The following is a 20,285-nucleotide window of genomic DNA, read 5'->3' on the forward strand; positions in this document are numbered from 1 at the left end:
GTAGGGAATGGCCCTACACGTCCCGAGGGTGATTCCAGACTATTTAGGCATTCCAAGCTCCGTAGAATTACATACGTGAAAAAAGACACAAAGGTCGAGCGATGAGCCCGAGCAGGGTCCAAGAAGCAGCGCGGCGCCAGTTCCCCGGAGGGAGCCGGCGTCGTGGTCGTTTGACAGCATGTGTCGCAGCAGCAAAGACTTGTCAGCAGTGGCCAGACGGCGGTCGCGCTGCGAAGCGCACCGCAGGCTGGAGACTCGGACGCCGGGGGGCGTCGGGGGGCGGGTTGTCGTACAGGGAGGCATCGCAATGAGACGAGCAGCGTACGTCCTGGTCGGAGCTCTGATGGCGCGCGCTCTGGCCGGTTGCACCGAGACCAAGGAGGTCTTCGTTCCCTTCCCGCTGTATGAGGATCCAGCTGCGGCGGCGGCCGGCTTCCTCGGCTATAGCGACGAAGACGCGAAGCTCCCCGTGTGCGGGAACTGCCACGTCGGCCAGTATGCCGAGTGGAAGCAGACGCACCACGCCGGCGCTTGGGAGACCTTGCAAGAGAGCGGCAGCGCGCAGGCGTTCTGCGAGGGGTGCCACACCGTCGGCCCGAACGGGAACGCCACCGACGGGAGCGTGGGCTTCGCGGCTACGGGTGAGTCGCGCTACCACGACGTCCAGTGCGAAGCCTGCCATGGTCCGGGGTTGGAGCACGTGACCAACCCGGACGCGACGCAGCCCTATGCGTCGATCGTGGTTGGAACCGGCGTCGCGAACTCCTGCGGCGAGTGCCACTCCGGCGCCCACCACCCCTTCGTGGATCAGTGGGAGCAATCTCGACACGCCAACACCAGCAACTCCGCATCGACGCGCGAAGGCTGCACCACGTGCCATGAGGCACGCGGAGCCCTCGCCGCCTGGGGTGTCAAGGCCGACTACATCGAGAAGAACAGCACCGACGTGATCCCGATCGTGTGCGCGGTCTGCCACGATCCGCACGACGCGACCAACGAGCACCAGCTCCGCTTCCCGATCGACGTGCCGGACATCGAAGTCAACCTGTGCATGAAGTGCCACCAACGGCGCAGCGAGCCCGATCACACGTCGACGCGTGGGCCGCATTCCCCGCAGGGGCCCCTCCTGGTCGGCGAGGGCGTGGGCTGGCGGCCGCCCAACTTCCAGGCTCCGACGGCGCAGATCGTCGGATCGCATGGAACGTCGAGGAACCCCGAGCTCTGCGCCGGTTGTCACGTCCAGGCCATCGAGGTCACGGATCCGGCCACGGGCGGGCACGTGTTCAGCTCCAAGGGCCATTTGTTCAAGGCCATCCCATGTCTGGATGCCCAGGGCATCCCGACCACGGATGACGACTGTGCCGAGACGGAGCGGGACTTCAGCGCCTGCTCGTCGGGTACCTGCCACGGCACGCCGGACGTCGCTCGCAATCTGGTGGCCATCTCCCGGCAACGCTTGCTGGACCTGGCCGAGGAGGTCCTGGATCTGGTCGCCCAGGCACCCGCGAGCGAGTTGGTGACCAACGACGACCTGATCACCACCGCCGAAGGGGCGCGCTTCAACGCGCAACTAGCGGAGGAGTTCCGTGGTTCGGCCATCCACAATCCGTTCCTGGTCGAGGCGCTCCTCACCGCCAGCATCCGGCAGCTCCAGACCGACTACGGGCTGGTGCCGTCCGCGGACATCACGCTGGAGAACATCCTCGGCATGCAGTAGGTGTGCTCCGTTGACACCTGCTCACGTGAACCGTCACGCTGAGTTGACGACGGTGGGCCTCCGGGCCCACCGTCTCTGCTGTCCGACCTAGGAGGGCTCCTGAAACCGTCGCTCCGTCGCGTGTCTGCGAACCTGCCTTTGGCGGCGCTCGCCCTGCTCTCGGCTCTGTTGGCTGGGTGCGCGTCGGAAGAGCCCGGTTCCGTGGAGCCCCAGGCCGCCGAATCTGCGGCGATCGAGGAGGACGTCCCGGCTCCGGACAGCGTCTCCTCGACGGCTGCCGACCTCGCGCGCCTGGCTGTGCCGCTGGAGGCGGGGAGCGGGTTCCCGCACGGACCCCATGGCGGGGTGGCCTGCGCGCAGTGTCACGCCACGGTGGTGGGCCACCAGTCCCACGACATGGTGGATTGCGAGAGTTGCCATCGGGGCCCGGAGTGGCTGGGGGCTCGGGTGATCTACTCACGCGAGGAGTGCCTCGCCTGCCATCACGATCCCGCGCGGGGCTACGAGTGCTCCCGGTGTCACGGCACCGGCCCGGAACCGGTGGTGCGCACGGAGTCGTTGGCGTTCAGCGTTTGGGACGCACCCCGCGAGCGTCTCCTGCCCTTCGACCACGCGCTGCACGCTTCGAGGGAGTGCTCGGATTGCCACTCGGGCGGCGGCGGGCAGCCCTACACGCAAACGTGCGCGTCCTGCCATGACAACCACCACCGCCCGGACGCGAATTGCTCCACCTGCCACCAGGAGCCGCCGGCGGACGAACATCCACTGACCGTCCACCAAGGGTGCTCGGGCAGCGGCTGTCACAGCGATCCTGTGACCGAAGCCGTGCAGGCGGCGCGCAACACCTGTCTCGTGTGTCACGCGGACCGGGTGGACCACGAGCCGGGCAATCAGTGCGCGACCTGCCACCTGTTCTCGCCGGCGCGCGGATCGGGGTCGTTCGAAGGAGGGGCATCATGACCCGCACCCGGGCGATCTGGAACGCCGCCCTGCTCGGATTCCTGCTGGGCGTGGGGCCGCAGGCCCTGGATGCCCAGGTGGTGCGGGTCTCCGGAGCGAGCCAGGTCCACTTCGTGAACATCCGCCCGCTGGAGCTGGACAGCGTGCCGGTGGGTGAGACCCTGGGAAGCGGCATCGTTCGGCGAACTGCCGACGGCCAGGTGGTGCGCTGCGTCACGGGGGAGGCGTCTTGCCGCTTCCTACGGTCCGTCGATGCCGTGAGCACCTTCCCGTTCGTTCAAGACGTCACCGTGAGCGCCTGGGGCTTTGGACAGGGCGTGCGGGTCTATGCTCAGCTGCGGGGGCGTGGCGTGGTTTCCGAAGAGGCTTCCATCTGGCCGCAAGCGGACGACCGTTTCGATGCGCTCGTCGCCTTCGCCGAGATCGAGCGGCCACGGTTGCGCGTGCGCGGCGGGCGACAGTTCAAGACGTCGGGCCTGGGCTTCTACAACTTCGATGGTGGATCCGTCCTGTTTCGCCCTCGCAGCGATGTCTCGGTCGAGGCCTACGGGGGCTGGAGCCTGCTGCGTGGGCTCAACGAGCCGGTGACCAGTGACGCGGTCTCGGCCATCGAGTCGCTGGCTCCCGACGCCCGGGGGCTCCTGGTGGGTGGGCAGGTCGGGTATCGCCCCTCACCGCGCCTGGCCGTGACCGCGCTCTATCAGCGGGAGCTCCGCGATGATCGGGCTGGCCTCTATTCGGAGCGGGTGTCCACGGACGCTGTACTCCGATCGGAACGGGGTACGCTCGACGGCGCGCTGACCTACGACCTGGCCAGCGGCGTGCTGAATGACGCACGCCTCTCGGCCCGGACGCGCCTTCCCCGCAATTGGGGAGCGCGAGCCTTCGCTCGCCACTACCGTCCCTACTTCGACCTGTGGACCATCTGGGGCGCCTTCAGTCCGGTCTCGTACGACGAGGTGGGGGCCGCTGGGGCCTGGGCCGATCCCGGCTCGGGGCGCTCGTTCGAGGTCCAGTTCTCCCGGCGTGGCTACGGGGACGCGGATGCCTCGACTGCGTTCGGCGTGACCCGGTCCGACGGCTGGCGGGCGTCGTTGGGAGCGACGCTGCCCCTCGCGCCGCTCTGGATGTTGTCGGGGAGCTATGGCGCGGACATCGGATACGGAGCCGCCAAGACCCAGGGACAGGCGCGAGTGCAGCGGACGCTGGGTGAGGTGGGATGGCTCGGGGTGAGCGCGACCGCCTTCCAGCGCATTTTCGAGTTCCGCATCAACGAGGGGAGGGTGTACGGCGCCGGCGTCGATGGGCGCTATGAGCTGGGCGAGCGCACGTCCGTCTCGGGGAGCTTCTCGGTCTACCGACACGACGCCGGAGTGGATTCGCCGGAGGTGGATTGGAACCAGATGCGAGGGTCCCTGCGAGTGGACTGGACGTTGGGGGCCGAGCCCGCCAGGAGGGCAAGGGAATGAAGGCGCTCCGTCTTCTCCTGCTGGTGCCCGCGTTGGGGCTCTCCGGCCTGATCGCCACAGCGGTGTGGGCGACCGTCCGAGCCGACGAGGGGTTCCCGCACGCCAAGCACGAGGGCCTGTTCCCTCTCTGCCAGACCTGCCATTCGGGGATCGAGAGCGGCTCGGTCGCCGACGTGTACCCGTCCAGTGGGTCGTGCCAGCAGTGCCACGACGGACAGAGGGAAGAGGCGGTGCCGTGGACGGGCCCCTCTCAACGCGGAACCAATCTCAGCTTCAGCCACGTCGAGCACTTCGCCGCAACCTCCGACGAGGCCGAGCCGGTCACCTGCCAGACCTGCCACGCCCTTCCGGGCGGGGAAGGGCGCATGGCCGTGGATCGCGCTGATCCCGATGGGTGCCTGACCTGTCACGCCCACGAGGCCGACGAGCACTTCGCGCCGGCTCGGGACTGCGCGTCCTGTCATGTGCCGTTGGCACGTGCCCACGAGCTCGCCGTGGCGCAGATCGACAGCTTGCCCAAGCCCGCCACGCACGAGGTCCCCGACTTCGCGTCGCAGCACGGCGCGGCCTGGGAGGCGGCCCAGGGAAGCTGCGCCTTCTGCCACACCCGAGACAGTTGTGAGCGCTGCCACTTCAACGGTGCGGGCGTGCCCGCGGTTGCTGCCTTGGAGCGGGATCCTCGGGTGGCCAGCCTGGTGGCGGGGCGCGACGCGAGCTACCCGGAGCCGGCGACGCACGAGACGGGCTCCTGGGGGTGGACACACGGCGAATCTGCGTTGGCGGACGTGGGATCTTGCTCGAACTGCCACACGCGCCCGAGTTGTGAGACCTGCCACGCTGGAGGTGCCAGTCTTGCCATCGCGTCGCTCCCGGTTCTGGGAGACGGAGACACGCGAGGTGTGCAGATCGCCATGGTATCGCGGCAGGTCCACGATCCGGGCTTCGCAACGGCGCACGGCGTAGAGGCAGCGAGCATGGAGAGCACCTGCGCCGGGTGCCACCAGGAGTCGTTCTGCTCTTCCTGTCATGCAGGCTCCAGCACGCCCTCCTTCCACACGGGGAATTTCCTCCAGGGTCACGGAGCGGAGGCGTACGGCCGGGAGTACGATTGCGCCTCCTGCCACAACACAGAGACGTTCTGCCGCAGCTGCCACGCGGACGTCGGGCTGCAATCGAGCGGTCGACTGGCCACCGCTTTCCACAGCTCTCGACCGATGTGGTTGTTGGGACACGGAGAAGCCGCCCGCCAGGGGCTGGAAAGCTGCACCACCTGCCACCGACAGAGCGACTGCATGCGCTGCCATGCCGCCGTGGGCGCCTGGCGCATCAACCCTCACGGCCCGGGCTTCGATCCGTCCAAGATGGGAGACGCCAATCCCAGCATGTGCGTCGCCTGCCATCGAACGGGGATCCCGCGATGATGCGCCGTTCGGGTCTCAGAGTCGCCGGCCTGGCCCTGGGGGTCGGGCTACTCGGATGGGTCCCGAAGGCGGCGTCCGCCCAGGCGGAGGACGCCGCGCCCTGCGTGACCTGCCACCTCGATCAATCCGAGGAGCGACTGGTGGCACCCGCGCGTGACTTCCCCGCTGACATCCATGCGCAGCGCGGGTTCGGGTGCCTGGCGTGCCATGGTCGACTGGAGGGAGATCGACCAGACCCTGCGGTGGGCTTCCTGTCGAAGCCGGAGCGACGGGACATTCCCACGCTCTGCTCGAGCTGCCATTCGAATGCGGCCTTCATGCGGGACTACAATCCGTCGATCCGCGTGGACCAGTTCGCGGAGTATCAGACCTCCGTGCACGGGCGCCTGCTGTTCGGGGAAGGTGACCCGGACGTAGCGACCTGTACGAGCTGCCACCCCGCGCACCGTATCCGCCCGCCCAGCGACCCGGAGTCGTCGGTCCATCCGCTGAACGTCGGCGACCTCTGCGGGTCCTGTCATGCCAACGCGGAGATCATGGGTCCGCGCGGGCACGAGACGGACGAGCTGGAGAAGTACCGACATGGCGTGCACGGCCAGCTGCTCTACGAGTCTGGCGATCTCAGCGCCCCCACCTGCAACGACTGTCACGGGAATCACGGTGCCGCTCCCCCCGGCGTAGCCTCGGTACGGAACGTGTGTGGCGAGTGTCACGTGCAGATGGCGGAGTTCTTCCAGAACAGTGGGCACGTCGACGTGTTCACGAGGGAAGGTCTTCCCGGTTGCGCCGCCTGCCACAGCAATCACGACATCTCACCCCCCCACGACGAGTTCCTCCTGGAGGTGAGTCAGGACGTCTGTGCCCAGTGTCACGCCGAGCGGGAGCCGGTCGGGCGGGAGTTTCTGGCGATCCATGATCTCCTGGGCGGATTCGAGCACGAGGTCGACTCCGCAGCGGCCAGGCTCGAGCAAGCCGAGGAGATGGGCATGGAGGTGAGCCAAGCCCATTTCGAGCTCGATGGCGTGAATACCGCGCTCACCCTGGCTCGGACCGCCGTGCACTCGTTCCGCGTCGAGCCCGTGCAGCAGGAGATCGACAAGGGACGGGCCGTGGTCCGGAGCGCGCAGCGCAGGGGTGAGGCCGCCCTGGAGGAGCATCGCTTCCGGAGAGTGGGGCTGGGGGTCTCCGCCGGCCTGATGGCCCTGGTGGTGCTCTTGTTGATCCTGCGGATCCGAGGGATCGATGCACGGCTGCGCGGCACCGCCCTGGAGACCCGCCGCTTCTTCGTCGAGCACATCCTGGACCCGGAGAAGCCCGGTCAGGAGGTGAGCGAAGCCGGCATGGCCCTCGCCGCCTCTGCCTTGCTGTACGAACTGACGAAGGAGGAGCACCGGCTCTATGAGGTAGCCGAGGCGACCCGCGCGCACGCGTCGGCCACCGCAGCCTCCCCAGCGCTTCCCCGCCTGCTCGCTCTGATCGACGAGCAGCACCAGGAAGCCATGGACGCGGGCCAGTTCGCCCGCCTGACCGCTCAGCACTTCGACGAGCGGCAGAAGGTTCAGGTCGTGACCACAGTGCGGAAGCTGTGTGCGGCGGTTGCCGACCTGGCGCTGCACGAGTCCTTCATTCTCAGTCAACTGCTCCAGCGCCTGGGACTCAGTCCCGCCGCGTTGCAGGATGCGACGGCCTCTGCCGGCCGCTCGAGTCCGTGAACCACGACTACGGTCGAGACCAAGGAGAGCTGGAGTGAGCGCAGATCGGGAGACGGAAGTCAGGTCCACGCGGGAGCATGGCCGGTTCTCACGGCGCGGTTTCATCGACTGGGTGCTCGGATCCAGCGTGGTCGGCTTGATGATCTCCATCGTGTATCCGGTGGTGCGCTACATCTTTCCGCCCAAGGTCGAGGAAGCGGCGGTCAACAGCGTGACACTGAACGTCGACCCCAGCGGCATGGCCCCCAACTCCGGACAAATCTTCAAGTTCGGTAGTCGCCCCGGGATCCTGGTGCGCACTCCCGCGGGCGAGCTCAGGGCCTTCTCGGCGACCTGTACCCATCTCGATTGCACGGTGCAATACCGCGACGATCTGGAGCACATCTGGTGCGCGTGTCACAATGGTCACTACGACCTGAATGGGCGCAATATCGCGGGCCCGCCGCCGGAACCGTTGGAAGCGTACGATGTGCGCTTGCGTGGAAACACGATTGTGGTGAACCGCAAGGCCTGATCATGGATACCCTTCTGCACCGACTGCGCGAGGCCGTGGCCTGGCTCGATGATCGCATCGGGTTCAGCGCCCTCGCCCCGTTGGGACGGAAGAAGCGTATTCCGGTCCATAGGCATTCGATCTGGTACTACCTGGGAGGGATGCTGGTCTTCCTGTTCCTGCTCCAGGTCGGGACCGGGATCCTGCTGCTGTTCTACTACCGCCCCAGCGCGGAAGGCGCATTCGAATCCGTGCAGTTCCTGATGTCCGAGGTGAAGTTCGGCTGGTTGGTGCGATCCATCCACTCCTGGGGCGCCAACCTGATGATCTTCGTCGTGTTCGTGCACATGTTCTCTGTCATGCTCTTGAAGGCCTACAGGGCACCGCGCGAGGTGACCTGGCTGAGTGGCGTGGGCCTGTTCGCAGTGGCGTTGGGTCTGGGCTTCACGGGCTACCTGCTGCCGTGGAACGAGCTGGCGTTCTTCGCGACACGGGTGGGCACGGAGATTCCTGGCGTCATTCCGGGGGTTGGACCCATCGTGCGAACGGTCCTTCGGGGCGGTGACGACATCACGGGCGCGACGTTGACCCGCTTCTATGCCCTCCACGTCTCGGTCTTGCCCGGCATCGCATTCATGCTGGTGGGTCTACACGTGCTGCTGGTACAGAAGCACGGAATGAGCGTGCCTCCCGGCGTCGAGAAGAAGGGGGGCGCCCGTTACACGGTGCCCTTCGTTCCCAACTTCCTGCTCCGGGACTTCGTGGGTTGGCTGTGTGCGCTTGCCATCCTGGCTGCGATGGCGGCCTTCGTGCCCGCACATCTCGGGGCGAAGGCCGATCCGTTCGCGCCCGCCCCGGCCGGCATCAAGCCGGAGTGGTACTTCATGTTCATGTTCCAGACGCTGAAATACCTGCCTGCCACCATCCTGGGCATCGAAGGAGAGCTTGTCGGGATCCTGGGATTCGGCGTGCTCGGCGCGGTACTGCTCCTGCTGCCGTTCCTCGATCGCCCCCGCTCGGACGGCTCCCATCACCCGATGTGGACCTACGGCGTCTACGCTGTCCTGGCCTATATCGTGCTCCTCACCTACCTGGGATACCGAGCGTCCGCCCGGGAGATCGAGCAGCAGCAACACGGCGCGGCAGCGGAAGTGGCGTGGCACGTAGGAGCGGGCGAAGCCCTCGGACACCCCGAGGAAGTGGGCCTGACGATTCGTGGAGTCTCGACCGATGGTTGAAGTGATAGCAGCGTGGACGGAGGCCGGGACCGGCCTGCAGGAGATCCCGGAGAGCCTGACCTCCCCGTTTCCTCTGGTGACCCGGATCTCCATCTGGCTGTTTCAACTTCCGAGTGTCATTCAGGTCCCGGCCGCGCTGGCCGGGGCGGTCGTGCTGCTCTGGCTGGGACGAAAGCTCTGGAAGGAGGGACCTCGCCTCTGGGGCTGGGCGCGGTCCCGCTCGACCGCCCTGCAGATCGGATTCGTCGTGTTGGGCGTGGTCGCCCTCACGGTGGTCTCGATGGTGGGGATGTCGGGGTACAACTATACGCAGCACTCGAACGACTTCTGCGTCAGCTGCCACGTGATGGACGACGCATTCACGCGCTTCGGGCAGAGCGAGCACGCGGAGGAGGGGTGTCACGACTGCCATCAGCAGCCCATATCGGCCAGCTTGCGACAGGTCGCGCTCTGGGTGCTGGAGCGTCCCACGTCCATCGGCTCGCACGCTCCCGTTCCCAATCAGGTGTGCATGCGGTGCCACGTGGAAGACGACCCTGACGAGACCTGGCAGCGGATCTCGGCCACGGCGGGCCACCGGGTCCACCTGGAGTCGGATTCGACGGTATTGGAGAATGTGCAGTGCGTGAAGTGTCACGCGCGGGAAATCCACCACTTCGTTCCCACGGCCGAGACCTGCGGCCAGTCCGAATGCCACGACAACGGGTCGGTGGACCTGGTGCTGGGCGGGATGAGCTCCGACACCACGTCACTCCACTGCGTGATCTGCCACGAGTTCACCGCCCCCGTCTCCGAGAGCGCACCCCGCAGCGATGCCTTCGGTCGGCTCATCCCCGATTCGCAGGACTGTCAGTCCTGCCACGAGATGGAGGGGCTACCCAAGGAGTTCGATATCGAGCAGGAGCCCCATCAGGGCACCTGCGGCTACTGCCACAATCCGCACGTCCAGGAAGAGCCCAGTCAGGCGTACAACACCTGTACGAACGCAGGCTGCCATGAGCAGCCGGAGCAGCTCTCCGCCTTCCACCGGGACGAACACGCCCAGGTGGCGAACGACTGTGGGGCCTGCCACGAGGAGCACCGCTGGGAGGCGCCCATCCGGTGCGACGCCTGCCACGAGGACCCGCTGCGGCGACGATAGGAGCGGCGCGGCAGGGGCGCTGGAACGCCCCCCCATCTCTTGAGTGCCGGGGGCCGGTAGCCCCCGGCACCTTTCTCAGCTCATCGGGACGGTCTTCAGCAGCTTCCCTTCGACGCGCTCGAAGATCTCGTCGAGGGAGCGACCGGTGATGGTGAGGCCGTGGTTCTTGAGGCCCACGACCGCCCGGTCCGGATCCGGGGCCGTACGCACCAGGTCCGCCACCGCCTGCCCAAGCTCCCGGGTGCCGCAGGGGAAGTTGAACTCTGTGGAAGGAACGCCGTCCATCCAGGCGTGGACGTGCAGGATGGCGCCGACGCTGGGGTGCTCGCGGTAGATCATCCAATGTTCGATGGCGTCCACCGACACCCGCCGTGGTTCCACGCCCGGAGGCACCGAGAGACGCATGGCGTTCAGCTCGGGGTCGTAGTCGGTCACCAGAAGGATGTCGCGACCGATCTCCCGCAGGTTGGACTTGTCGACGCCCGAGGCGCTCATCCAGAAGCGCGTCTCGTCGAAGCGGGCGCTCAGGTTGCCATAGCTGAGGCCGCCCAGTCCGTACAGCCGCTTCAGATGCTTGATGTCCCGCTCCGACAGATACTCCTGCATCGGGAACGGGGCGGGGAGGAGTTCGAGGTCATCCAAGTGCTTTCCAGCACGATAGATGGACTCGGTTATCTCATCTCCGTTCCTCAGCTCCTCCGGGAGGTCGGGATCGAAGATGTTGTCGATCACCAGGCGACTGGAGGCCAAAGGCCGGATCCGCCGATAGACGCCCTCGAAATACTGCTCGCGATCGCAGTTCCCGGGCACCACGTAGTGCCCTTGTTCCGGCGTCACGAAGTGGACGTCCGGATCGGCCTCCGACCCCGGGACCAAGGCGATGAACAGGTTGGACAGCGAGCGGATCAGCAGCGGATAGCCGCTGACCATGTGGCTGTCGAAGGGTCCGTCCACATCGGCCACGCCCGCCAGGAAGACGGCCTGGGCCCGACGACGGAAGGGCCGGGGCTCGCTGCCCCGGAAGAAATTGACGACGAGCTTGGCCTCGTTCGGGTCGGACACGTAGTCATGCCCGTGGCGTTGCATGACGGTCTTGAGACCGTCGGCGAACCACCGGAAGCGCTCGTCTTCGTGGAGTCCGGCGAACGAGTAGTCCATGTCACTCGCGCTGAATGGATTACGACCCACCGCCCGACGCCTGATGGCGTTGCGGGAGCGCGGAAAACCTCTAGCGAACGCGTGGGGAGCGCAACCCGCCACGGGCGAATCCGTTGACCGTCCCTTGCTAACGCCCTACACTATCTGGCCTTAGAAGACCCGCGCCCCGAAGGGCGCATTTTTTTTGCCCCCGCGGCGCTCGCACATGCTCAAAGTAGGCATCGTCGGCCTCCCGAATGTCGGGAAATCTTCCCTCTTCAACGCCCTGACCGCGGCGGGGGTGCCGTCGGAGAACTTCCCCTTCTGCACGGTCGATCCCAACGTCGGGACGGTGGAGGTACCGGACCCCCGTCTCGACCATATCCACGAGCTGGTGGGGTCGACCCGCAAAGTGCCGACCGTCATCCACTTCGTGGACATCGCCGGCCTGGTGGCGGGGGCCTCCCAGGGGGAAGGGTTGGGGAACCGCTTTCTTTCCCACATCCGGGAAGTCGACGCCATTGCCCACGTGCTACGCTGCTTCGACGATCCCAACGTGACCCACGTCTCCGGGACGGTGGATCCGGTCCGCGATCGGGACATCGTCGAGACCGAGCTGGTGTTGGCGGACCTGGAGAGCATCGAACGGCGGCGTGACCGCCTGGCGAAGAAAGCCAAGTCGGGCGAGAAGGACGCCCAGAAGGAGCTTGCGTTGGTCGAGCGCGTCCACGCGCTCCTGGCCGCGGGCCGTCCGGCACGCCTGCTGGAGGTCGAGCCCGAGGAGCGGAAGCTGCTCAAGCAGCTGGCCCTGCTCACGGCCAAGCCGGTGCTCTACGTTCTCAACGTCTCGGAGGGGGATCTGCCCGCCGGGACCAACCCCTTCACGGAAGCCGTGGAAGCAGCCATCCGTTCGGACGGCAGCGAGCGCACGGTCGCCGTCTCCAGTCGCGTCGAATCGGAACTCGCGGAACTGGATCCGGCGGAGCGAGCGGAATTCCTGGAGAGTCTCGGGATCGAGGAGCGGGGCCTGGACCGCCTGGTGCGGGAGGCGTACACCCTGCTCGACCTCATCACCTTCTTCACGGCCGGCGAAAACGAGTCGCGCGCCTGGACCGTACGCCGCGGCGCCAAAGCGCCCGAAGCGGCCGGGGAGATCCACTCCGACTTCGAGCGGGGCTTCATCCGGGCGGAGACCATCCACTATGACGAGTTCGTCCGGATGGGGTCGCTGAAGAGGGCCCGGGAGGAAGGGCGGATCCGCTCCGAGGGCAAGGAGTACGTGGTCCAGGACGGGGACATCGTCCTCTTCCGCTTCAACGTCTAGCCGGCCATATTTCCAGGCTACATCCCGCTCCACCGTCCCCGGTGGGGCCCGTATGAACTGCGGTCCATGGGAGATCCCGGATGCGCCTGTACGAAATCGTCTACATCTTCGACCCCTCCCTTTCGGAGGAGGGGCTGACCCAGAAGCTCGAACGGTTCCACTCCGTGGCGACCCCGACCGCGGGTGCCGAGGTGGTGGCCGTCGATCCCTGGGGACCCCGCCAGCTGGCCTACCCGGTCGGTAGGCACAAGACCGGTCAGTACGTCGTCGCCCACGTGCGCATGGCCGCCACGGACCTCCCGGAGTTCGAGCGGATCATCGGCCTGGACGAAGAGCTGCTTCGGCACCTCATCGTCGTCAACGAGGGCGAGCCCACCAACGGGATGTCGATCCTGGCCGAGCGCCCCGAGTCGGCCTCGTCGTCGCGCGACGAGGACGAGGATGACGACGAGGACGGCGACGAGGGCCCCAGCGACGAGGATGACGACGACGAGGGCCGCCGCGGACCGGTGGAGTTCTCGGGCGGTCGCGGCCGCCGTCGGCGCATCGAGGGCCCCGCGATCGAGCTCCTGAACTACAAGGACGTGGGGACGCTCTCCAAGTTCATGACAGAACAGGGGAAGATCCTCCCGAAGCGCACCACCAAGGTGACGGCGGCCTTCCAGCGCAAGCTGGGCCGCGCCATCAAGCGAGCCCGCTATCTGGCGTTGATCCCGTACGTTCGGGACCACGAGGCCTGAGCGGCGGAGTCGGGCGGTGGACGTAGGGCAGGAGGGCTCTCGGCGCTGGACGCGTCCGGCGGTGCTCCTGGTGATCCCCTGGGTGATCTCGGTGATCCCGAACACCCCTTTGATCGCGTTGCCGTTGCTGGCGCAGTTGGCGCTGCTCCCGCGCCCGCGGTCGGGGCCGGCCTTGCTCGCCGCCATGGGTGCGGCGCTGTTCGCGTTCTGGGGCCCAGCTGGGGACAGCGTCTGGTACCTGGTGCGTGGGTGGGCCGTGCTCATCGGATTCTGCTTCGTCGCGGTGACGTTGTTCCGGCCGGTAGCCTCGTTCACCGGACGGGCGTTGGCGACGCTGGTCTTGAGCACGGGCATCGCCGTGGGACTCTTCCGCTTTGCCGGGCCTGACTGGCAGGTGGTGGATTGGCAAATGGGCAACTTCATCGGCCTGGTGGGCGCCACGGCGATGGAGGCCGTGCGGCTCCTCGTCGGGGAGCGAACGGCCGCACCGGCGGTGCTGGCGGGCGTGGCCCGGTTGATCGAGTGGCAGACGCAACTGTATCCAGGCATCCTGCTGGTGGCTTCCGTCTGTGGGCTGGGCGTGGCCTGGTGGCTGTACGTGCGGGTGGCACAGGGCAGTGACCGAGCGCTGGGGCCGCTGCGTGATTTCCGCTTCCACCACGCTTGGGTCTGGGTCGTGGTGGCGGGACTGGCCCTTACGCTGTGGGGGACGACCGACGGGTGGGTACGGGCCGGCGCCAATGCGCTGGTCTTCATGGCGGCCCTCTACACGGCGCGGGGAGCGGCGGTCATCGTCTTCCTGACCGGGGGTGTCTCGGTGGGAGGCGTGGCGCTCACGCTGCTGGGAATGACACTGCTGCCCCGTCTCATGGTGGGGACGGCTTTGATGGTGGGACTCAGTGACACGTGGCTGGACATCCGCGAGCGGGCCCGCGCGATGTTCAACGGATGAGAACGGCTCCTAGAAACGGAACGGCACGATGAAGATCATCTTGAGGGAAGCGGTCGAGCACCTCGGGGACGCGGGTGAGGTGGTGTCGGTGAAGCCCGGCTATGCGCGCAACTACCTCCTTCCCCGAGGCCTGGCGTATCAGGCCACCGAGCAGAACCTGCGTCGGCTCGAAGAAGAGCAGAAGCAGGCGGAGGAGCGCAGTCGTCGGGACTACCTCGAAGCCAAGCGGCGGGCCTCCCAGCTCGAAGGCAAGAGCCTCGTCTTCCAGGCCAAGGCCGGTGAGGAGGGCAAGCTCTTCGGGTCGGTGACCAACGCGGACATCGCCGAGCGCCTGAATCAGATGGGACTCGATTTCGAGGTGGATCGCCGTCGGCTCGAATTGGAGGAGCCCCTGAAGCAGGTGGGCACCCACACGGTCGCGATGCGACTGCACGCCGACGTCCATGTGCCCATCGAAGTGCGTATCGAGGCCGAGGCTTAAACGCTTGACCTCGTCCCGAAGGCAAGCGAACGACGCCGAGGCCCTGGCGGTCCGCATCGCCGACCTGGCGTTGGAGCGGAAGGCCGAGAACGTCGTTGCGCTGGATCTTCGAGGGATCTCATCGGCGACCGATTTCTTCGTCATCGCCAGTGGGGGCTCCGACGTGCATGTGCGTGCGATCGCCGACCACATCGTCGAGGAGCTCAAGAAGGCCGACGTGCGACCCGGTCACGTCGAGGGACTGCAGTCGGGCGCCTGGGTGCTCGTGGACTACATCGACGTCGTTGTCCACGTCTTCCAGCGCTCGGTCCGCGACTTCTATCAACTCGAGAACCTCTGGGGTGACGCACCGACGCGCGACTTCGAACCCGAGGGTCCGGATGCGGTCGCGCGGCAGGCGGGGCCATGATCTCTGGCGGTGGTCGCCCCCCGTGGAGCGGGTTAGTTTCGAACGTGCTCCGTCCACCGCTCTTCACCGCCGGACATGACGAGCGCGTTTCCTGACTGGCAACCGCTCGCGCTGGGGTCCTCCGCGCCCGGCCTCGACGCGCTCCCGACGTCGTGGGGTCCGCATGGCCGGATCGCGCTCTTGTGCACCGGCGACGACGGGGTCTCCGCCGCGCCGGCCGCGGCCCGGATCGCCGAACTCGCCTTCGACCTGGCGCGGCGCTGGAGTGACAGCGCCGGCCGGCCCGTGCGCCTCCTGGATGCATCCCTCGCTCGGCCGCTGCTTGCTTCCTTGACACCCGAGGCCGGGTGTCGTGAAGGGCTGAGCGACGCGGTCCTCTTTGGCGCCTCCGCGACCCGCGTGACGGTAGAGGCGAGCCAGGCGATCTCGATCGTTCCAGCCGGGACGCCCGTTGGCGACGGACGGAGCATCCTCGAGGACCAGGCGTGGAGTCGATTCTGGGCCGCCTGCGCCACCGACGCCCTCGCGGTGGCCGTCGTCCACCTGGAACAGCCGGGAGGAGAGGCGGTGCTCGAAGGGGCGGACGCGGTGGTGGTGTTGGGCGGGCCCGAAGTCTCGTCCCTTCTGCCCGCGACCCTGGCGGCGAAGACGGCGGCCCTGGCGGGCCCTCCCCGCGTGCTCGAGCCCCTCGAAGCGACCCCAGCGCCCCAGGTTCCGGAGGTGGAGCCCGAGCCGTCAGCGCTTGGCGAGCCCGATCTGGCGGGAACCGTTCTGGATGAGTTGGAGATCGAGGAGATCGAGCTCGACGAGTTGGGGCTCGAGGAGGAGGGGCTCGAGGAGGCGGTGGCCGCGCAGCCCGTGGGGCAGGACGCGCCGGACACGGCCCACGTTTCCGGGGATGACGCCCCCGACCTCGATCTCGACGACGTCTGGGGAGACCCGGTCGAGGTCACGGACCCCATCGATCAAGCGGTCGACGAGGTCACCGAAGAGCTCAAGTCGACGGCGCGCCCCAGCTTGGACGCATCGGTCACCGAGGCGATCCCGTCCGTGCCGGACGGCTGGGGTGACCTCGGTGGTGCCTTTTCGCTGCGGGAGGGGTTCGGACCGGCGGGAGAGGAGGAGCCCACTGAGCCGGAGGCCTCCGAGTCGCCGCCCGCTCGCTATGGGCCCCCGGGGTGGGCAGGGGAGTACGAAGTGGAGCGCGTCGACCTGGGGTCCGCGGCAGAGCCCGTTCCCGAGCCCATGGATGGCCTGGTCACTGCCGACTCCGGGGAGCTGCGACGCACGGCGGACGCCGGTCCCGCGCTGCCGCTCGAAGGGGCCAGCCGTCACACGCGGGAGCCACGTCCAGCGGCGCAGCGCGGCGGAGCCGACCGTCCCGGGCCAAGACCTCGCGCTACCGAGCCCCGCACTCCTCTGCTGCGCGTGCTTCTCCTGCTGGTTCTGCTCGCGTTGTTGTTCGCGTTCTGGATGGGTTGGATCGACATCCCCGGCCTGGGCTCCGATCCGGCGGTCACTGCCCTCGCGGCAGGGCTGGGGTTTCTTCGTACTTCGACGGTGGATTCATGAAGCTGCGTACCCTGCGACTCCAGGGTTTCAAGTCGTTCGCCGATGCCACGGAGGTCCAGTTCCACGACGGCATGACCGCGGTGGTGGGCCCCAATGGCTGTGGAAAGTCGAACATCAGCGACGCCATTCGCTGGGTGCTGGGTGAGCAACGCCCGAGTGCGATCCGGGGCGGGAAGATGGAAGAGGCCATCTTCCAGGGCTCCATCCGTCGTCGGCCGGTCAATCGGGGCTCGGTGTCGATCACCGTGAGCAACGAGGACGGACTGCTCCCCGTCCCCTTCCAGGAGGTGGAGATCGGCCGAACGGTCTATCGGGACGGCGGCAGCGAATACTCCCTCAATCGCGCGTCCTGCCGACTCCGGGACGTGGTCGATCTGTGTCGCGACACGGGGCTGGGCGCCAACGCCTACTCCATGATCGAAGGCCGCATGGTGGACGCCATCCTCTCGGATCGAGCCGACGAGCGGCGCTCGCTGTTCGAGGAGGCGTCCGGGATCGGGAAGTACAAGGACCGGCGCAAGGTCGCCACCCGCCGTCTGGAGACCGCCGAGATCGACCTGCAGCGGCTCGAGGACGTGATCGCCGAGGTGCAGACCAAGGTTCGCTCGCTCGCGCGCCAGAAGGGCAAGGCCCAACGCTACCTGGAGCTGCGTGCCCGCCAGCTATCCGTGGAGGTGACGGTCACGCGTCAGCGGCTGGAGACGCTGAGGGCCCGGCTTCAGCACCTCGAGCACCAGCTCCAGGGCGACACCGAGGTCGGTCCCGGCGTTACCGCCGAGGTCACCGCTGCGGAGGCGCAGCTGGAATCCCTGCGCATCGCGCAGGTCGAAGCCGAGCGGGACCGCCACAAGGCGGCCGCGGCGCTCGAGTCGGTGCGCAACGAGTTGGTCCGCTGGGAGCGTGACCTCGCCGTCGCGGGCGAACGGCAGAGCTATGCCGAACGGCGCTTGGAGCAGATCGCCCGCGAGGACGCCGAGGTGAGCGAGCAGCAGGAGTCGCTCGCCGGCGAGCATGCCGGGCTGGCCGCGACGGAGCAGGAGCGCGCGGAAGAGGTCGGGCGGGCTCGGGAGGCGGTCGATCGGGCGCGCGCCCTGGCCGATGATGTACGCATGCGCCTGGTCGACGCCCGGGACGTGTTGGAGCGCCTCTCCACCCGCGAGCGTGAGATCGTGCACCAGGCCGCACGCCTGGACGGCGACGCGGCGGCCGCGGAAACGCAGGCCCATGATCTCGCCTCCCGCATCCAGCGCCTCGGCGAGGAGCTGGAGGGGACCGCCGCTGCCGTATCCGACCTGCAGTCGCAGGGGGACCTGTTCGCGGGACGGCTGGACGACCTCCGCCTGCGCGTCGACGAGGCGCGACGGCAGGTGCAGGGCGCTCAAAGCGGGCTGGGCGCCGCCCGGGAAGGCCTTGACGCCCGCAGGGCCGAGGAGGCGGCCGCACGCGAGGCCTCCTCCGCGTTGAGCGCGCGCATCGAAGCGCTCGAGCAGATGGAGCGGGACCAGGAAGGGATGGAGCCCGTGGTGGCGGCAATCCTGGCGTTGGGCTGGGACGGCGTGCTGGGCGTGCTCGGAGACTCGGTGCATGGGGCTCGCGTCGCGGTCGAGGCCGTGGAGGCCTATCTGGGCCCGCTCGCCAACGGGGTGCTGGTGCGCTCGGCGGCGGATGCCTCGGCCGTGGAGCAATGGTTCCGCACGGAGTGGGGCGGGGGCGGTGGGCTGTTCCTGCTGCCCCTCGACAGCGTGCCCACGCCCGCCTCGGCGGGCGGTTCCTTGCTGGGGCAGGTGGAGATCGACGGACCCGGGGCCTCCTGGGCTCAGGCGCTGCTGGCCAACGTCGATCTGGCCGAGGCGTTGGAGGGTCCGTCCAAACATGATGGGCGGGCACGGGTCACCCGGGGCGGCCTGGTGCAGGACGAGCTCGGCATCTTCCGCGTGGGGCGTCCGCTGGGTGGCGGCGGCTCGCTCACCCGTCGTGAGGAGCTGCGCGAACTGCGTGAGCGCCACGGTGCGTTGGAGCGCGCGATCTCCGATGCGACGGCGGCCCGTAGCGAGGGGCTCAGTCGTCTCGCGCAGGCCGAAGCCGACCTGGAGACCGCGCGCACGCGGGCACAGGAGGCCGAAGCGGAGCTCCACCGTGCCGACGCCGACATTGCCGCGTCGGCCGATCACCGCACCCGTCTGGATCGCCACCACGAGGAGCTACTGCGTCATCTGGAGGGTACGCGGGCGGCTCAAGTCCGTGCCACCGACCGGGCGCGCTCCGCGCGCTCCGAGCGGGAAGCCCTCGTGGACGAGGAACAGCGACTCGGGGGGGAGCGCGAGCAGGCCCGCGCCCGCGTCGAGCAGGTCACGGAGGAGTGGGAGGAGGCTCGTGCCGACGAAGCGCGCCACACGGTCCAGTTCACGCGCATCGAGAGTGAGCTGGAACGCCTGCGCGACCGACGCCAGCGGGTCGAGGAGCAGCGCCAGGTGTTGGCGCAGCGCCAGGAGGCGCTCACCAGCGAGCAGACCGAGCTCCGCGCCGAGCTGGAGACGGTCGCGACGCTGAGGCAGGAAGGCGAGGAGGCGCTGGCCCGGCTGTTCCAGGATCGCGATCGCGCCACGTCCGAGCTGCGCGCGCGGGACGAGAAGCTGGCGGAGATCGCGGACGCGGTCTCCGAAGCCGATACCCGAGCGCGGCGCGCACGCGCCGTCGAACGTGAAGCCACGGAGCGCAGGCACAAGCTCGAGTTGGAGGCACACGACGTGGCGGCACGCATCGAGCGTGTCCACGATCGTCTGGAAGCGGAGTGGGGGAAGAGCTTCGAGGAGTTGGAGCGAGAGGCCGAGCCGGTCGAAGGAGATCCGGAGATGCTCGAAGACGAGCTCCGTGATCTGAGCGAACAGGTCGCGCGCATCGGACCGGTCAACATGTTGGCGGTCGAGGAGCACGAAGAGGAGAGTCAGCGTCTCAAGTTCCTGGAGGAGCAGAGGACCGACCTCTTCACGGCCCGTGACGACCTGCGCACCGCCATCAAGCAGATCAATCAGACCGCCACCTCGTTGTTCACCGAGACGTTCGAAGCCATCCGCACGAACTTCCAGGCGACCTTCCAGCGGCTGTTCCAGGGCGGGGAGGCCGACCTCTGGCTGGCGGATCCGGAGGATCCCCTCGAGTCCGCCATCGAGATCCACGCGTCCCCGCGGGGCAAGAAGACCCAGCGCATCGACTTGCTCTCGGGCGGAGAGCGTGCCTTGACGGCACTCTCGCTACTCTTCGGGATCTACCTGGTCAAGCCCAGTCCGTTCTGCGTGCTGGACGAGGTGGACGCGCCCCTGGACGAGTCCAACATCGCGCGGTTCATCCGCCTGTTGCACGAGTTCAAGAGCCAGACGCAGTTCATCGTCATAACCCACAATCCACGCACCATCGAAGCGGCCGACTGGATCTACGGCGTTACGATGGAGGAGCCGGGGGTGTCGAACATCGTGGGTGTCCGCCTCGAGGAGGCGCTGCAGGTCAGCGGCGCGGCGTGAG

Annotated in this window: 16 protein-coding genes and 1 pseudogene; 16 read left to right on the forward strand and 1 reads right to left on the reverse strand. The window is 67.8% G+C overall.

The genetic code is table 11. From position 1 onward, the window contains the following. The first annotated feature begins 307 nt into the window (after nt 1–307). From R3E10_00100 to R3E10_00135, 8 genes are all read left to right on the forward strand, one after another. A complete protein-coding gene (locus R3E10_00100; GenBank protein ID MEZ4414133.1) occupies nt 308–1,717 on the forward strand; it encodes a cytochrome c3 family protein in 1,410 nt (469 codons plus the stop codon). A gap of 120 nt (nt 1,718–1,837) precedes the next feature. Then, nucleotides 1,838–2,677 (forward strand): hypothetical protein, encoded by an 840-nt coding sequence (locus tag R3E10_00105; GenBank protein MEZ4414134.1) that lies wholly within the window; start codon nt 1,838–1,840, stop codon nt 2,675–2,677. Further along, entirely contained in the window at nt 2,674–4,146 is a 1,473-nt protein-coding gene (locus R3E10_00110; GenBank protein MEZ4414135.1) for a hypothetical protein, read from the forward strand. Before R3E10_00105 ends, R3E10_00110 begins: the two co-directional genes overlap by 4 nt. Continuing rightward, nucleotides 4,143–5,567 (forward strand): cytochrome c3 family protein, encoded by a 1,425-nt coding sequence (locus R3E10_00115; GenBank protein MEZ4414136.1) that lies wholly within the window; start codon nt 4,143–4,145, stop codon nt 5,565–5,567. Before R3E10_00110 ends, R3E10_00115 begins: the two co-directional genes overlap by 4 nt. Continuing rightward, entirely contained in the window at nt 5,564–7,279 is a 1,716-nt protein-coding gene (locus tag R3E10_00120; GenBank protein ID MEZ4414137.1) for a cytochrome c3 family protein, read from the forward strand. The genes R3E10_00115 and R3E10_00120 overlap by 4 nt, the downstream gene beginning before the upstream one ends. A gap of 34 nt (nt 7,280–7,313) precedes the next feature. Further along, the gene (locus tag R3E10_00125) at nt 7,314–7,793 is read left to right on the forward strand and encodes a ubiquinol-cytochrome c reductase iron-sulfur subunit (GenBank protein MEZ4414138.1); all 480 of its coding nucleotides are present in this window, start codon (nt 7,314–7,316) and stop codon (nt 7,791–7,793) included. Between the two features lie 2 nt (nt 7,794–7,795). Then, entirely contained in the window at nt 7,796–9,010 is a 1,215-nt protein-coding gene (locus tag R3E10_00130) for a cytochrome bc complex cytochrome b subunit (protein ID MEZ4414139.1), read from the forward strand. Then, nucleotides 9,003–10,151: a NapC/NirT family cytochrome c gene (locus tag R3E10_00135; protein MEZ4414140.1), complete on the forward strand. Its 1,149-nt coding sequence runs from the start codon at nt 9,003–9,005 to the stop codon at nt 10,149–10,151. Before R3E10_00130 ends, R3E10_00135 begins: the two co-directional genes overlap by 8 nt. A 75-nt stretch (nt 10,152–10,226) precedes the next feature. Here R3E10_00135 and R3E10_00140 read toward each other — a convergent pair whose 3' ends face one another. Next, a complete protein-coding gene (locus R3E10_00140) occupies nt 10,227–11,309 on the reverse strand; it encodes a class II aldolase/adducin family protein (GenBank protein MEZ4414141.1) in 1,083 nt (360 codons plus the stop codon). A gap of 205 nt (nt 11,310–11,514) precedes the next feature. Here R3E10_00140 and ychF point away from each other — a divergent pair, with 205 nt between their 5' ends. The 8 genes and pseudogenes from ychF (at nt 11,515) to smc (ending at nt 20,284) form a co-directional block, all read left to right on the forward strand. Continuing rightward, nucleotides 11,515–12,612: a redox-regulated ATPase YchF gene (gene ychF, locus R3E10_00145; GenBank protein ID MEZ4414142.1), complete on the forward strand. Its 1,098-nt coding sequence runs from the start codon at nt 11,515–11,517 to the stop codon at nt 12,610–12,612. An 80-nt stretch (nt 12,613–12,692) separates the two neighbouring features. Then, a pseudogene (gene rpsF, locus R3E10_00150) lies at nt 12,693–12,965 on the forward strand (30S ribosomal protein S6). Nucleotides 12,966–13,121: 156 nt separating this feature from the next. Next, nucleotides 13,122–13,352: a 30S ribosomal protein S18 gene (rpsR, locus tag R3E10_00155; protein ID MEZ4414143.1), complete on the forward strand. Its 231-nt coding sequence runs from the start codon at nt 13,122–13,124 to the stop codon at nt 13,350–13,352. Nucleotides 13,353–13,368: 16 nt separating this feature from the next. Next, complete coding sequence (locus tag R3E10_00160; protein MEZ4414144.1) at nt 13,369–14,304, forward strand: DUF2232 domain-containing protein; 936 nt, start codon at nt 13,369–13,371, stop codon at nt 14,302–14,304. A gap of 28 nt (nt 14,305–14,332) precedes the next feature. Beyond that, nucleotides 14,333–14,785 (forward strand): 50S ribosomal protein L9, encoded by a 453-nt coding sequence (rplI, locus tag R3E10_00165; GenBank protein MEZ4414145.1) that lies wholly within the window; start codon nt 14,333–14,335, stop codon nt 14,783–14,785. A 4-nt stretch (nt 14,786–14,789) separates the two neighbouring features. Further along, nucleotides 14,790–15,194, forward strand: a complete 405-nt coding sequence (rsfS, locus tag R3E10_00170; protein MEZ4414146.1) for a ribosome silencing factor — start codon at nt 14,790–14,792, stop codon at nt 15,192–15,194. 180 nt (nt 15,195–15,374) lie between these two features. Then, nucleotides 15,375–16,766, forward strand: a complete 1,392-nt coding sequence (locus R3E10_00175) for a hypothetical protein (protein ID MEZ4414147.1) — start codon at nt 15,375–15,377, stop codon at nt 16,764–16,766. Further along, entirely contained in the window at nt 16,763–20,284 is a 3,522-nt protein-coding gene (gene smc / locus R3E10_00180; GenBank protein ID MEZ4414148.1) for a chromosome segregation protein SMC, read from the forward strand. Before R3E10_00175 ends, smc begins: the two co-directional genes overlap by 4 nt. The last annotated feature ends 1 nt before the right edge of the window (nt 20,285 follow it).

It is taken from the genome of Gemmatimonadota bacterium, from assembly GCA_041390105.1.
Lineage (GTDB): Bacteria > Gemmatimonadota > Gemmatimonadetes > Longimicrobiales > Gaopeijiaceae > JAGQIF01.